A 14,186-nucleotide genomic window follows, 5' to 3' on the forward strand; every position below is an offset into this window, starting at 1 on the left:
CATGAAAAAACTGATTTTCCTTTCGCTGCTTTGCTTCTCGCTGGCTTCTTGCGTGAGCACCAAAAATACGATCATGAACATTGACGAAAGCGCGCCCGAGCCTAAACTCAAAGGCGACACTTTTATCGTGACCGAATTCAGCACGAATCCGAAATACGGGTATCATCCGGATTATCCGGTAAACGTTTTCTACAGGACTTCGAAAAATGAGACGATAAATGCCGAGCGTTACCTGCGTGCACTTTCGGGTCCGAACGGCGAGAAGATTTTCTTCAAAAAGGTCGACAGTTGCTGTCCGCTTTCGACCACGCACAGCGATATGGGCGCCGGATTCGTCGACATTTACGAACTGAGATGGATCGGGCAGAAGAAAAAAGTGTTGCTCTACATCAACATTTACTCCAAAGGCGAGGTCAAAGTGCCCGTTGGACTGGGTTTGAAGAAGTAACTTTCCTCTGGTACAGTATTGTTAAAAATAAGTTGGCGCTTCAATCGGAGCGCCTTATTTGTACGTATCTTTGTGCAACTTTTCAAAAAGCAGATGAACTTACAGAATATACCCAATATCAAGCACTTGGACAGCGGAAATTTCTTTCTATTGGCCGGACCTTGTGCCATCGAAGGGGAAGAAATGGCGATGCGGATTGCCGAAACCCTCGTCGGAATTACAGATAAACTCCAGATTCCCTACGTTTTCAAAGGCTCGTTCAAGAAGGCGAACCGCTCGAGAATCGACAGTTTTTCAGGCATCGGAGACGAAAAAGCCTTGAAAATCCTGAGAAAGGTCAACGAAACTTTCAACATTCCGACGGTCACCGATATCCACACCAATGAAGATGCGGAAATGGCTGCGGAATATGTCGATGTGCTTCAGATTCCCGCATTCCTGGTGCGTCAGACAGATCTTGTCGTCGCGGCAGCAAACACCGGAAAGACCGTGAATCTCAAAAAAGGACAATTCATGAGTCCGGAGAGCATGAAACACGCAACCCAGAAAGTGCTCGATTGCAACAACGAGAATGTGATCGTGACCGACCGCGGAACGATGTTCGGTTATCAGGACATGGTGGTCGATTTCAGGGGAATTCCGACGATGAAACAATTCGCCACGACAGTTCTCGACGTGACGCACTCGCTTCAGCAACCGAATCAGACAGCCGGCGTCACAGGCGGACGTCCTGACATGATCGAGACTGTCGCCAAAGCCGGAATTGCAGTTGGCGTGGACGGGATTTTCATCGAAACGCATTTCGATCCGGCAAACGCCAAAAGCGACGGAGCCAATATGTTGCACCTGAATTACTTCGAAGACCTGATGAGGAAGCTGGTCGCGATTCGTAAGACGGTGAACGAGTTCTAACGGAACACTAATCTAACAAACATTACCCCTTGAAAAAACTGATGTTTCTGGTGCTTGCCCTAGCGCTTAGCCCGGAATACGACTTTGCGCAGACCACTGACGCAACCGCAACTGACGCGGTGACAAAAACCTACTACACTTCTCACGCCAAAGGAAAATTCTTTGTTTTTTGGGGCGGAAACAGGGAAAGCTACTCCAAATCGGATATTCGTTTTCACGGAAAAGACTACGATTTCACGATTCAGGACGTCAAGGCGCACGATAAACCGAAAGGCGTCCACATCGATTACATCAACCCGACGCGCATGACGATTCCACAGACGAATTTCAGGGTCGGTTATTTCTTTCACGACAAATGGAACGTTTCGGTCGGAGTCGACCACATGAAATATGTGATGACGCAAAACCAGCTCGTGAACATGAGCGGAACGATCGACGGACACGCGCCTTTCAACGGGACTTACGACAATACGCCAATGTACATGACCGAGGATTTCCTCAAGTTCGAGCACACTGACGGACTCAATTTCATCAGCGCCGAATTGACGCGGGTCGACGATATCACCAAGTTTTTCGACGTGAATACCGATATTGTCCAATTGAACACTTTGGTCGGTTTTGGAGCCGGAGTTTTGTATCCGAAAACCAACACGACACTGATGGGAATGGAAAGACACGACGATTTCCACATTTCGGGTTGGGGCGCCGACGTGAAAGCCGGATTGAACCTGACTTTCCTCAAGTATTTCTTTATCCAGTCCGAAGTCAAGGCCGGTTACATCGACATGCCGGACATTCGCACGACCCACAACGGATCGGACAGGGCCGAACAGCACTTCCGATTCCTCGAACGAACTTTCGTGATTGGTGGAATCTTCAAAATATAAAAAAAGCGCTTCGTAATGAGGCGCTTTTTCGTTTTCTGGCAGTTTTGATTCAGTCGATCTTTCTCGCCGTTATCTGGTTTTCTGCTTCGGCATTCTTCCAGAAATCGCCCGTGGCTTTCAACTCCTCGCCTACCTTGAACTCTTTGTATTGCGTGTGATCGGTCAGGTTGGAATGGCTGATCGTGACGGCGTAATTTTCTCCTGAAGCTGTGGACACGATTGCGGTGTATCCGTCTTTCCCGAAATTGACCTTCGTGACTTTTCCAGATACCGAACGCGACTCGGCTTCCGGCTTGGCGACTTTGTTTACCGTGTCCTGTTCCGGCTTTCTGACTTCTATGACTTCGGTTCCGTCTTCCTTGATCTCGACTTTCTTGCTCGACTCGCAAGAAGCGAAAGTGATCACGGCCGACAGCATCGCGAGGTTCTGGATATTGGTTTTGATAACGTTCATGGGGCTGTTTTTTTGAACTTCCAATGTACGTCAACACAGCCGCATATCCTAAAGATAACGTTAAGAAAAGACAGGCTCAAATTAAATAATCGTAAATTGGAGTAAACAAAATCTTCACACCATGAAAAAGCTATTGTTCAGTTTGATGATTGCCCTGGCCTTCAGTCTGTCGGCTCAAGCACAGACCAAGGAAAAAACCACGGTCGAAAAGAAAGGCACCACCACGAAAGTCGAAAAACAGACTACGAAAACGACCAAAGACGGAAAAACAGTTTCCAAAGATGGCGTAGTGCTCAAGAAAGACGGAACGCCTGACAAGCGCTACAAACAGGAAGTGCACGTCAAAAAAGACGGAACGCCTGACCGACGTTACAAGGAGAACAAAAAATAAGCTGCCCACAAAGCAGCTTTTTTTACGTCCGATTTCATAAGATATGTTAAGAAAGGGTGCACTTCATCGAAAACACACACTTGGGTATCAAGCCATCAAACGCACTTCCCTATTTTCGTAAAGCCATTCAATAAACTTTTAGTAGGGTTTAAAAATAAAGGGTTTGCACAATCGTACAAACCCTTTGGCTTTTTAGGAAAGTTGCAACTTAATGTCCGCCTTCCATTGCGACATTGTCGATATCGATTCCTTGCTTTTTGTGTATCCCTTTGAGAGCAAAGCCATAAAACGCGATATATGCAAAGCAAATCACGGGAATAAAGTAAGATTCGTGAATGCCTATGACATCTGAAATTTTGCCTTGCAGCGGCGGAATGATACCACCTCCCAAAATCATCATGACCAGGAAAGCAGAACCTTGGGAAGTATATTTTCCCAAACCTGTAATGGCCAAAGCAAAAATGGCAGGCCACATGATGCTACAGAACAATCCGCCACTCATGAAAGCATAGATAGCAGTGGTTCCGGTCGAAACCAAACCAATGACCATAGCCGCCATTCCCAATAGACCGAAAATCATCAAAGTACGGGCTGGCTTATCCTGCCCTAGAAAAAATCCGCCGATCTGGATTGCGATAACTCCCGCATAAGCATACAGCGGCCCTACGTCCTGACCGGAAATGTGATTGACGAACAACACGACACCGAATGCCACATAAGGCACGACAATCAAAAGAATTTTACGCAACTGGTTCGATGGATTGAACACTGAAATCGCACCTGCCCAACGACCGATCATCATACTTCCCCAATACATGGAAATGTACGGAGCCAATGCCGGACCTTCGATTTTTCCGAACACGTCAGTCTTAAGCAATTCCCCGAGGTTACTCTGGATGGTCACTTCGACGCCGACATAGGTAAACAACGCCAGCATTCCCAAAACCAATTGCGGGTATTTCATTGCACCCCAACCTTCTGGCTTTCGCTGAGCTGCGGAATTGGCGAACAACAATCCGAAAACCACTATAGCCAAGGTTCCTACCGTAAGCCAAAGACCAAGATAATCGGTTTCCCGAAGTTTTGTTCCATCAGGCTGCAAAACGCCGTCGACAAATCGGGTTATGAAATCGGGATTCTCGTAACGTGAGAAAATATAGGTAAATATGGCAGCCAAAGCGACCGTAATTCCAATCAAGGTACGCATGGCCTTATTGGCCGGTTCGAAACTTTCGTCACCTTTTCCGGCGGGAAGGCGCTTTGAAAGGTAAAACAGGGCCGCAGCCAAAAGAAAAAGCCCACCCACACAAGCGTACAGGATTTCCATCTTGTCCAATGAGTCGGCTCTCTTGGCGAATTCCTCTATAAATTTGTTGTCGACGCCGGCGATTATGCCAAACAGCGCGATCGATACCACAATCGGGCCAATCGTCGTTCCGAACGAGTTCACACCGCCCGCCAGATTCAGTCGGCTCGAAGCGGAATGCGGTTCACCAAGCGACGCCGCAAAAGGCTGGGCCGATGTCTGTTGCAAAGAAAAACCCAACGCCACGACGAAAAGCGCAGCCAGAATGAGTCCGTAACTTCCTTGAGTCACGGCGTAAATCATGAATGCCGCCCCAAAAGTACTCAGCAGCAATCCGTTGATAATTCCTTTCTTGAATCCCCAAGAGTTCAAGATATCTTTTTTGGCCACACTGCTAAAAACAAAAAGCAACAAGGCGCCAATATAATAGGCTCCATAGAAGGCGAAGTCAATCAGCTGACTCTGAAATTGGTCGAGCCCGAATTTCGCTTTACAGAATGGGATAAAAACGCCGTTGGAAGCGCCAATAAATCCCCAGAAAAAGAAGACCGTAATCAGCGTATACAACGCAGAATTGTTGGTTTTTGTAGATGTATCCATAAAATTGGATTAAAGGTTAAAGGTTTGTTATCGTAAACTTAACGTCTCTTTTTTAATGGTTTCGCAGTTTGAGGCGTAAAATTTTATAAATATCCTTTTTTAGGGCCGATTGCACAAGGTAGTATCTGTCAAGTTATTAACGAAATCGATTTCAGAAAGGGTTTTACAACGTTTGCGGAGGGTTTTTCGGGAGCTGGTTCCCGCTGCCCACTTCTAGCTTTCTTGAAAACCGCCTTTTTTGCAAAACGCTTTGGCAAGAGCTTCCTGCGGTCGCTTTGCCAATGCGGCAAAAAATGGTGGTTTTCTGCGAAAGGCTATTCGCTTGCATCGGGGCTATTTTTCTTTTTGCCGCAACATCTTTTTTCTCGATTATTTGCTATGAAACCGGAGACTTTACTCACATCCGTGACGTAGAGAACGAGCTTCGCTCGTTTGCTTCTTTCGCCGGCTGCGCCGTCGCTTGCTTTGAATTTCTTTCGTCGCCTGTCCGGCGGGGACTTCTTTTGCTTGGCCGCAATATCTTTTCCATCAATTTTCCCTGTGGAACCGAGACCCAATTCTCACTGTGCCGATTAAACAAGCTTCGCTTGTTTTGGTGTTTTTTTTGCGGCGGCTGCGCCACCGTTGGCTTTTAGTTTCTTTCGTCGCCTGCGCGGCGGGCGGCTCTTTTGCCTCGCCGCAAAAGAACGAAAAAGGCGTTTGCGACACACCGTTTTGGCGACCTGACAGCCTTGCAAATTCGGAAATTAAAGGAACTCGCGGGAAACTTCTTTCGAAATGACTTTCTTTTTGGGTCGCTCAGACAGCCTTTAATTTCGCGAATTTGCAAGGCGTCAGGTGCCCGCCAAAACGCTGATGCCGCGACTAATTGGAACGTTTTTATTGATTTTTGGCTTGCGCGCTGCGCCAAAAATGGGCTCGCTTGGAGAGTTTTGGTTTTTACAGGGAAGTTTTTTTTTCACGGACGCGCTATCGTGTCTTGACGCAACTAGTTAGGGAAAACGCTGCTTCATTAGGACTTATGGGGCGGCCTTCACTCCAAGTGGTTTGAGAAATCCATCATCTTGTGGAGTATTCTGACCACTTCTATCGTGTCGTCGTTCTTTTTGAAAAAGACATAGTGTAACAGTGCCCGGAAATAAAAGAAATCGATTCTCACTTTGGACATTTGTTTTGCATTTTCCGGATGCTCACTGAACAATTCGATTTCGGCAATGATGGATTCGAAGTATTTACTTGCCTGTTCCTCTGACCATTTTTCTGTAGTGTAAAAGTAGATGTCGCTTAGGTCATTGTACGCGGCCTCGGTAATCCGATACTTCATTTCCTACGGTTCTTGAGTTCCTCGAGGTGTTTTTTAGGATCGTAGTTTTCTACCAAGCCGCTTTTTTCGCCCATTTCCAGCTCATTCCGCAGCCACTTGATTTTCTGCTCCTCGACTTCGAGCAACCGAAGCGCCGACCTGACAACATCGCTCGCGGAGCTGTAACGACCTGAGGCAACTTCTTCGTTTACGAAATTTTCGAAATGATCTCCTAGCAGGACTGAGGTATTTTTTGCCATGGCGTTCTTTTTTTCAAATATACCAAAGTATGGTATTTTTGATGTGTTTTTTGGCAGCGATTTTTCAACAGGTTGCTTTCGAATGCCGACTCGTTCTTGCACGTGCTGTCGTCCTCGTACTGCGGATTTTAGTTACAGCCTGCACAATGTGATTGGTCTACATATGTGTTATTGCCATTGGAATTAATATAGTAGCATCCTCCCTGACTTCCCACGTGAAGTGTATGTCCATTATACGTACAACTTTGTGGTTCATCATCAGTATAATCGATGTTCTGGTTATCATTTGAGTCTGGCGTGCAACCAACTATCATAATTGGGAAAAGTAAAAATTTGAGAATCTTCATGAATTTTATGATTTAGATTCTGTAAACCTATGAGGAAGTTCTCTCCAGGTTTTACGGATTTCCGTAGCGGCGAGAAAATTTATCTTGATATCAGTCCATCCGCTCCCTGCTTGGTTTGATGCAACATGAAATGGCGGCGTCGAAAGGAAAAAAGCCAAGATTTCGGGAGCAATGACTCTCCAGGATTTTCTTGCCTCAAGTGACAAAAACAATGTGGCGGTCGCTGCACTGGCGCGCGTCCCTCTAGCCAGCAAAACTGCGAAGGCCGCAAGTATGGACTGTGATTCGATTCTGATAAAACTGCAAATCAAAAAGGAAATTCTGGAAGTAGAACAGAATTACCTAATTGCAAAGCTGAAACCAGTTTTGGTTTAACCACAGGATTTTCCGGCGACGGCGTTATGGAAACGATTCTTGCGATTAACGAATTAAAGTGTTCGGAGACACATTTTTCTAAAGCGACAGCGGAGGAAAAATGTCAATAGACACTTTCCGATCAGTCCGGCATTTGAGCGTTTTGGCGGGCACCTGACGTCTTGGAAATTCGCGGAATTAAAGGCTGTTTGAGCGCCCCAAGAGAAAGTCGTTTCGAGAAAAGCTTCCCGCGAGTTCCTTTAATTCCCGAATTCCCAAGACTGTCAGGTCGCAAAAATCGGTCGTGCCGCGAGCCTTTTTGTTACTTTTGCGGCGAGGCAAAAGTAAGCCCCGCTGGCAGGCGACGAAAGAAATTAAAAGCTTGCGGCAGCGCAGCTGCCGAAAAAAGCAAAAAAAGCGCAGCTTTTTTATTTACGCTTCGAGAGCGAGCAAGATTTCCGGTTTCACAGGAAGTGATGGAGAAAAGGAAACTTGTTTTAGGGCGATCGTAGCCCGGATAACGGCAACTAGCCTTTTGCAGAAAAAACCAAGATTTTCTTGGTTTAAAACAGCGCCCGCAGGAAGCTCGTTTTAAACCCCAGAAAAACCGGTTTTTTAAAGAAAGCTAGTGCCAGGTAGCCGGACCCGAGCTTCTAAAAAGCGAACTGGCGCAAGCAAAAAGCTCCCGAAAAATAAAAAAAGAGCGCGATCCCTCGCAAAAAAAAATCAGGACGCCAAAAGACGTCCCAATTCCAAATAACTCAAAACAAAAATTTTACTGCAACTCAAAGTCCACTTTAAGCTCCGCATTGGAATTAGTACCAACGAAAGCCTCAAAAGCACCGGGTTCGGCAACAAACTTGAGATCGGAGTTGTAGAACTTCAAATCTTCGGCGGACAAATGGAACGTAACCGTTTTTTTCTCACCCTTTTTGATCGTGATTTTCTCAAAACCTTTGAGTTCGCGAGTCGGGCGAGTAACTGAACCGACGAGGTCGCGAATGTAAAGTTGTACAACCTCGGCGCCGTCGAAATTTCCGGTGTTGGTGACATCGACCGAAATCGTGAATTTGTCGTTCGCACCTATTTTTGGAGCAGAAACCTTGAGGTTCGAGTAGGCGAATTTCGTGTAGCTCAGACCGAATCCGAAAGGAAAAAGCGGCTCGTTTCTTTCGTCCATATAATTGGAGCGGAATTTCTCGAACTTGCCTTCTTTGTTGCTAATGGGACGTCCGGTGTTTTTTGCGGCGTAGAAAATCGGCACCTGACCGACGTTTCTAGGGAAAGTCGTGGTGAGTTTTCCCGATGGATTCACGGCTCCGAACAAAACGTCCGAAATCGCGAAACCGGCCTCAGATCCCGAAAACCAAACATCTAGCATTGCTGTCGCGGCTTTTTCTTCGTCGACCAAAGCCATGGGACGGCCGTTGAACAACACGACGACAACCGGTTTTCCAGTTTTCACCAAAGCCTGCAACAAATCTTTTTGCGACTGGCGCAATTCGATGTTGGTCATACTCGAGCTTTCGCCGCTCATTTCGGCAGCTTCTCCAATTGCCGCCACGATGACGTCGGCGTTTTTGGCCACGTCAAGGGCTTCTTTCAAAAGGGCTTCGCTCGAGCGGTTGTCGCGGTTCAAAGTTTTGCCAAACATCGTCGCGTTCTCTTCGAATTTCGCGTCGTAGTCGAGATTGCTTCCTTTGGCGTATACGATTTTGGCCGAATTTCCTACCGCGGCTTTCATTCCGGCCAAAAGCGAGATGTTGTCGTTCATTCGTCCGGCGACGCTCCAGGTGCCGCCCATGTTTTCTTTTGCGTCTGCCAAAGGTCCGATGAGTGCGATCGTTCCCGACTTTTTGAGCGGAAGCGTCTGTTTGTCGTTCTTGAGCAAAACCATCGACTCGGCGGCGATCTTGCGGGCGACGTCGCGGTTGGCTTTCGTGAATACCTCGGTTTTCGCACGATCAAGGTTGCAATATCTGTAAGGATCTTCGAAAAGTCCGAGGTCGTATTTGGCCTCGAGGATCAACCTGCACGCGTTGTCGATGGCAGCGATCGTGACTTTTCCTTCGTCCAGGGATTTTTTCAGGGTCGTGCTGAATCCGTCCCCGACCATGTCCATCTCGATTCCAGCGTTCAGGGCCAAAGCCGATACCGTTTGCAGATCGCCCATTCCGTGAGCGGTCATTTCCGGGATTCCGGTGAAATCGGTTACGACAAACCCTTTGAAACCCCATTGTTTGCGCAGGACTTCGGTGAGAAGCCATTTGTTTCCGGTCGCGGGAATGCCGTCGATTTCGTTGAACGACGCCATTGCAGAACCGGCTCCGGCGTCGAAAGCGGCTTTATATGGCGGAAAATATTCGTTGTACATGCGAATGTGGCTCATGTCGACCGTGTTGTAGTCGCGTCCGGCCTCTGGCGCTCCGTAAAGGGCGAAGTGCTTGACGCAGGACATGAGGTTTTTGCCCGACGAATAGTCTTTTCCCTGATAACCGCGCACCATGGCTTCGGCTATTCGGCTTCCCAAGAAAGCGTCTTCACCCGAACCTTCGGCGATTCTTCCCCAACGGGCGTCGCGCGAAATGTCTACCATCGGTGAAAATGTCCAGCAAATCCCGTCGGCGGTGGCTTCGCTGGCAGCGATTTTCGCGCTGAGTTCGACGTTCTTCATATCCCAACTGCACGAAAGTCCTAGCGGAATCGGGAAAACGGTTTCGTATCCGTGGATGACGTCCATTCCAAAAATCATCGGAATATGAAGTCGGCTTTTTTCGACGGCCAATTTCTGTACATCGCGGATTTTCGCGGCGGTCTTGATGTTGAACAGACCACCTACTTTTCCTTCCTGGATTTTTTTGGTGATGTCCCAACTGCTCGATTGTCCGGTCGTGATGTCGCCCGAGGTTGGCAGGTTAAGCTGTCCGATTTTTTCGTCCAACGTCATTTTCGACATCAGTTCGGACACGAATTCGGCTTTTGGCTTCAATTTCGTCTTCGTTTCCTTTTTCTTTTGGGCGAATGCCGCAACCGAAACCAGTAGCGAAAGGGCGATCAATTGTTTTCTCATTATAACTGTTTTTGATTTTTAGGCTTGACTGCAAAGATATGGCGTTGGCTGGGAAAAATGTTTCCAAGGTTCCTTCCTCGTTGCAGAAAGGAACCGCCGGAAACAGAAAATCAATATAACTAACCCAAGCCTTTCGACTTAAAATTTATACTTGCCCGAATGGAAATCGAGGCGTTTGAGGCCTTGCTGCACTTCGGGCGCGTTCATGAAAAGTTTCCACAGCAAGCCGCTGCGGTAGTTCTCTATCATGGCGACCATCGGACCTTGGTCGATGGCCAGGTATTGTTTGGCCGATGCTTTGTACTGACACGAGATCGCATCGTAGAATCCGGCTTCTCCCCAAGATTCCTCGTTGTGGTTTTCGTAGAAATTGCGCATGGCTGCGATGGATTCCTTCGGAAGATAGACGATGGAACTCACGGCGGCTGTCGGCGAAACGACGCCGTTGTCATTGCTTGGCATGTGGGCGTTGTAGCCGACGCGTTTTTGGGAATCGTATCCGATGGTTCCCTGTGCATTGACCGAATAACTGGCCGTCAATCCCCAATAATCGGGTCCGTAGCACTTGAATTTCTTCGGATTTTTGACACAATACTCATAGTCGATCTTCACCTGATTGTAATTCAGGTCCCAATAGTTGGCATACTTGTCAGTCAATTCGTGCGGATCGAGTCCGACGTAGGAATAGTGCGCCCAGAAAAGCGGCCCGCCAAATTCCTCGGCTCCGTTGTGTTTGAGCAGTAACGGCAATCCGTATTTTTCCTTATCCGACTTGATCGCGCCTTTTCTCGCCCAACAATCGTGGTAAACTTTCGGATCGATGGCGTGATCGGGAGACGCCGACGCAAGAATATAAGTGATCATCGTCTCGTTGTAACCCTCGAGCGGAAAGTTCATCTGCCAATCGTAATTGGGCGACCAATGCCAGTAAAGTTTGTTCGACCTGTTCGTGTACCAATTGAAATCAACACCTTTCCAAAGCGCGTCATACTTGGCAGCGAGTGCTTTTTCCGTATCGCTTCCGCCTTTGAAAAATTCGCGTACGCAGATGATTCCTTCGCACAAAAAAGCAGTTTCGACCAAATCGCCTCCGTTGTCCTTTTGCCCGAATGGGACGACTTTTCCCGTGGTTCCGTTGATCCAGTGCGGCCAGGCGCCGTGGAAACGTTCGGCTTTTTCGAGAAACGACGCGATTTTTTCGAGCCTTTCGACCGCTTGCTGGCGGGTGACGTACTTTTGGTTGATTCCGGCCAGGATCGACATCAGGCCAAAACCTGATCCGCCGGTGGCGACGATGTGCGAATCGTTCTCCGGATAATTGCCGTCCGGGAAAAACCGCTCGCGCGCCAGGCCGGAATTGGGTTCGGCGAAATCCCAGAAGTACTTGAACGTCTGTTTCTCGACGAGATCGATGAGTTGTTCGTCGGTGAGTTTATCCGCGGAAGCGATCCTGTTTTTATCGTCGACAGATTTTTCCTTTTTCGTACAAAAGGTCAGGAAAACCAATAAGATTCCGGCTAAGTACTTCATCAGAATCCGTGTTTTGTAGAATGAAATCCTAGCGTTTGCAAGCCTTGACGGACTTCCGGAGCATTCATGAAAAGATTCCAGAGCATCCCCGTGCGGTAGTTTTCGATCATGGGCACGATCGTTCCCTGATCGATGGCGAGATAACGCTGTGTCGTCCAGTTGAAATGAGGTGAAACGGCATCGTATGGTCCGGCCAATCCTACGTAGGAACTCGCTTTTTCGTCATACAGGTAATGCAGGAATTTCATCGACTCGGTTGGTGTGTATGGGAAAGACGAAAGCGCGGCCGTTGGCGAAATCACGCCTCTGTCATTGGTTGGCATGTGTGCCGAATAACCTGTCGTCCCGTCGTCGTTTCTTGTGTAACTGGCCGTCAATCCCCAACATTTATCCGAGTAGCCATTGAAATGATTCGGATTTTGGACGCAATGTTGGTAGATAATCTGGGTGTGGTTCTTGTTCAGCTCCCAATAATTGGCGTATTGGTCTGTGAGTCCCGTCGGATCCAATCCCAAATACGAATAATGCGCCCAGAACATCGGGCCCACGTTTCCGTTTGCGCCGTTGTGGTTCAAGATCGTCGGAATCCCGAATTGGCTGGACGAGCTCACGATATTGCCGTTCCTCGCCCAAGCCGTGTGATAGGCCGCGGCCGGAACCGAATGTGTTGGCGAAGATGCCGCCATTATGTAAGTGATAAGGCACTCGTTGTAGCCCTCAAGTTTGAAGTTGAGCTGCCAGCCGTAAGTGGGCGACCAATGCCAATAAATGGCGTCCTCGCCTCCTTTTGTGTACCAATCCCACTCCACTCCTTTCCAGAGTGTGTCTGCTTTTTGGGCGAGCGCTTGCTCCTGTTGGTTTCCGGTTTTGAAATATTCGCGAAGGCAGATCAATCCCTGGCACAAAAATGCGGTTTCCACAAGGTCGCCTCCGTTGTCGACTTTCCCGAATGGGATCACGCTTCCGCTGTTGCCGTTCATCCAGTGTGGCCAGGCGCCGTGGAATCGGTCGGCATTTTCGAGATAATTCAGGGCTGTCTGTAATCTTGCCACGGCTTCGGCACGAGGAATGAAACCTCGTTCGATCCCGACAAGTAATGTCATCAATCCAAAACCGGAACCGCCCGTAGTTACGATGTGTTGATCGTTGCTTGGATCATCGATGTGATACCTTTCCCGTGCGAGTTTGGAATTTGGATGCGCCAAGTCCCAAAAGTAAACCGTGGCGTCTTTTTGTACTTTATCCAGCAATTGGGCATCGGTAAGTCCTGAATCCGGGCTTCCGGCCGATTCGCTTTCGTTGTTGCAGTTCAAAAGCGCAAGCAACGGCAACAAGCAGAATATGCTTTTGTAAATCCTCATTGTGTTGTTTTAAAAAAATGCCCGTCGCAACTCTTGCCGCGACAGGCATTTGGAATTCTTGATTTTACAGATGGTTTGCGAAAAGATCCTGTACTTCTGCCGCGGTTAGCGCCGTAGCATACAGACGGAATTGGTCGAGACCGCCTTTCCAGTTGGAGTACAACCAGTTGTCTCCGGTGTCGTTTTGCGACTGCGGTCCGTTCCCGATCCTGAATCCTGTGATTTTCGAATCGTCGAGGTTCACGCCTCCGTGCGTTCCCCAAGTCTTGGTGCCGTATGCCGCTCCGTCGATGTAAAGCGTCATCGTGGAATTGGAAGCCTCGTAGACGAAAGCGATGTGGTGCCATTGGTTGTCCAAAAGTCCCTCGATCGAGTCTGCGTTTTCCCACGTCATCCAGGTATCGGCCATATTGGCGTCGACCATCACGAATTTTACCGCCGCCGCCGAAGCCGAGCCACTCCATTGGTCGAAAAGCAACATCATCGTTCCTCCTGACCAGTGTCCGTTCGAGGATGGAATGCTGAAAATATGCTCCGCTCCCGGATTCGCTCCACTTTTGGTTTGCCCGTCGTGCTTTTCCCAGAACGCAATTGTAAAACTGTCAGCGGTTGCACCCCAATCATTTGGTTTGGAGTAGTTGATCACTTTATCCGTGACACCTTGTGCGGCGTTTTCGTTAACACCGGAAGTGGTCGTGAAAGAGTTTTCGGTCGGGAATTTTGCCCTAATCTGGTCAACGGCAATCATCAACGGATCTTCGCTTTCCATGTCAAACGGAACGTAAAATTTCAGTGGCCCTCCGGGCGGATTTTCATCCACAGGATAATTGCCAACTCCCGGCCTGTCCATATCCTGACAGCCCGACAACGCCAAAACGGCTCCCATCATCATTCCCAAACGGGCGATAGTCATTTTCATTTTTTTCATAATTTTAGCTATTAAAGTTCAAACGAACATTTACG

The 14,186-nt window shown here is 48.2% G+C and carries 12 protein-coding genes; 4 read left to right on the forward strand and 8 right to left on the reverse strand.

The window, feature by feature from the left end:
• The first annotated feature begins 1 nt into the window (after position 1).
• From EOO49_RS13550 to EOO49_RS13560, 3 genes are all read left to right on the forward strand, one after another.
• The gene (locus EOO49_RS13550) at positions 2-448 is read left to right on the forward strand and encodes a 2-dehydro-3-deoxyphosphooctonate aldolase (RefSeq protein WP_290846573.1); all 447 of its coding nucleotides are present in this window, start codon (positions 2-4) and stop codon (positions 446-448) included.
• A gap of 93 nt (positions 449-541) precedes the next feature.
• Positions 542-1,360 (forward strand): 3-deoxy-8-phosphooctulonate synthase, encoded by an 819-nt coding sequence (gene kdsA / locus EOO49_RS13555; protein ID WP_290846575.1) that lies wholly within the window; start codon positions 542-544, stop codon positions 1,358-1,360.
• A 29-nt stretch (positions 1,361-1,389) separates the two neighbouring features.
• Positions 1,390-2,247, forward strand: a complete 858-nt coding sequence (locus EOO49_RS13560; protein ID WP_290846577.1) for a hypothetical protein — start codon at positions 1,390-1,392, stop codon at positions 2,245-2,247.
• 49 nt (positions 2,248-2,296) lie between these two features.
• Here the strand turns inward: EOO49_RS13560 and EOO49_RS13565 are convergent, their stop codons facing one another.
• Positions 2,297-2,701, reverse strand: a complete 405-nt coding sequence (locus tag EOO49_RS13565) for a hypothetical protein (RefSeq protein ID WP_290846579.1) — start codon at positions 2,699-2,701, stop codon at positions 2,297-2,299.
• Between the two features lie 121 nt (positions 2,702-2,822).
• On the opposite strand from EOO49_RS13565, the gene EOO49_RS13570 reads away from it, so the two are divergent.
• Positions 2,823-3,092: a hypothetical protein gene (locus tag EOO49_RS13570; protein WP_290846581.1), complete on the forward strand. Its 270-nt coding sequence runs from the start codon at positions 2,823-2,825 to the stop codon at positions 3,090-3,092.
• A 208-nt stretch (positions 3,093-3,300) separates the two neighbouring features.
• On the opposite strand, the gene EOO49_RS13575 is transcribed toward EOO49_RS13570, so the two are convergent.
• From EOO49_RS13575 to EOO49_RS13605, 7 genes are all read right to left on the reverse strand, one after another.
• Positions 3,301-4,998, reverse strand: a complete 1,698-nt coding sequence (locus EOO49_RS13575) for an MFS transporter (protein WP_290846583.1) — start codon at positions 4,996-4,998, stop codon at positions 3,301-3,303.
• Positions 4,999-6,031: 1,033 nt separating this feature from the next.
• On the reverse strand, positions 6,032-6,322 hold the full coding sequence (locus EOO49_RS13580; RefSeq protein WP_290846585.1) for a type II toxin-antitoxin system RelE/ParE family toxin: 291 nt from the start codon (positions 6,320-6,322) through the stop codon (positions 6,032-6,034).
• On the reverse strand, positions 6,319-6,561 hold the full coding sequence (locus EOO49_RS13585; RefSeq protein ID WP_290846587.1) for a type II toxin-antitoxin system ParD family antitoxin: 243 nt from the start codon (positions 6,559-6,561) through the stop codon (positions 6,319-6,321). Before EOO49_RS13585 ends, EOO49_RS13580 begins: the two co-directional genes overlap by 4 nt.
• 1,476 nt (positions 6,562-8,037) lie before the next feature.
• Positions 8,038-10,332 (reverse strand): beta-glucosidase BglX, encoded by a 2,295-nt coding sequence (gene bglX, locus EOO49_RS13590; protein ID WP_290846589.1) that lies wholly within the window; start codon positions 10,330-10,332, stop codon positions 8,038-8,040.
• Positions 10,333-10,470: 138 nt separating this feature from the next.
• A complete protein-coding gene (locus EOO49_RS13595) occupies positions 10,471-11,862 on the reverse strand; it encodes a glucoamylase family protein (protein WP_290846591.1) in 1,392 nt (463 codons plus the stop codon).
• On the reverse strand, positions 11,862-13,223 hold the full coding sequence (locus EOO49_RS13600) for a glucoamylase family protein (protein ID WP_290846593.1): 1,362 nt from the start codon (positions 13,221-13,223) through the stop codon (positions 11,862-11,864). Before EOO49_RS13600 ends, EOO49_RS13595 begins: the two co-directional genes overlap by 1 nt.
• A 64-nt stretch (positions 13,224-13,287) precedes the next feature.
• Positions 13,288-14,151, reverse strand: coding sequence for a LamG domain-containing protein (locus EOO49_RS13605; RefSeq protein WP_290846595.1), 864 nt, complete (start codon positions 14,149-14,151; stop codon positions 13,288-13,290).
• Positions 14,152-14,186: the final 35 nt, after the last annotated feature.

The sequence above is a fragment of the Flavobacterium sp. genome (genome assembly GCF_004295795.1).
In the GTDB taxonomy this organism is placed as follows: domain Bacteria; phylum Bacteroidota; class Bacteroidia; order Flavobacteriales; family Flavobacteriaceae; genus Flavobacterium.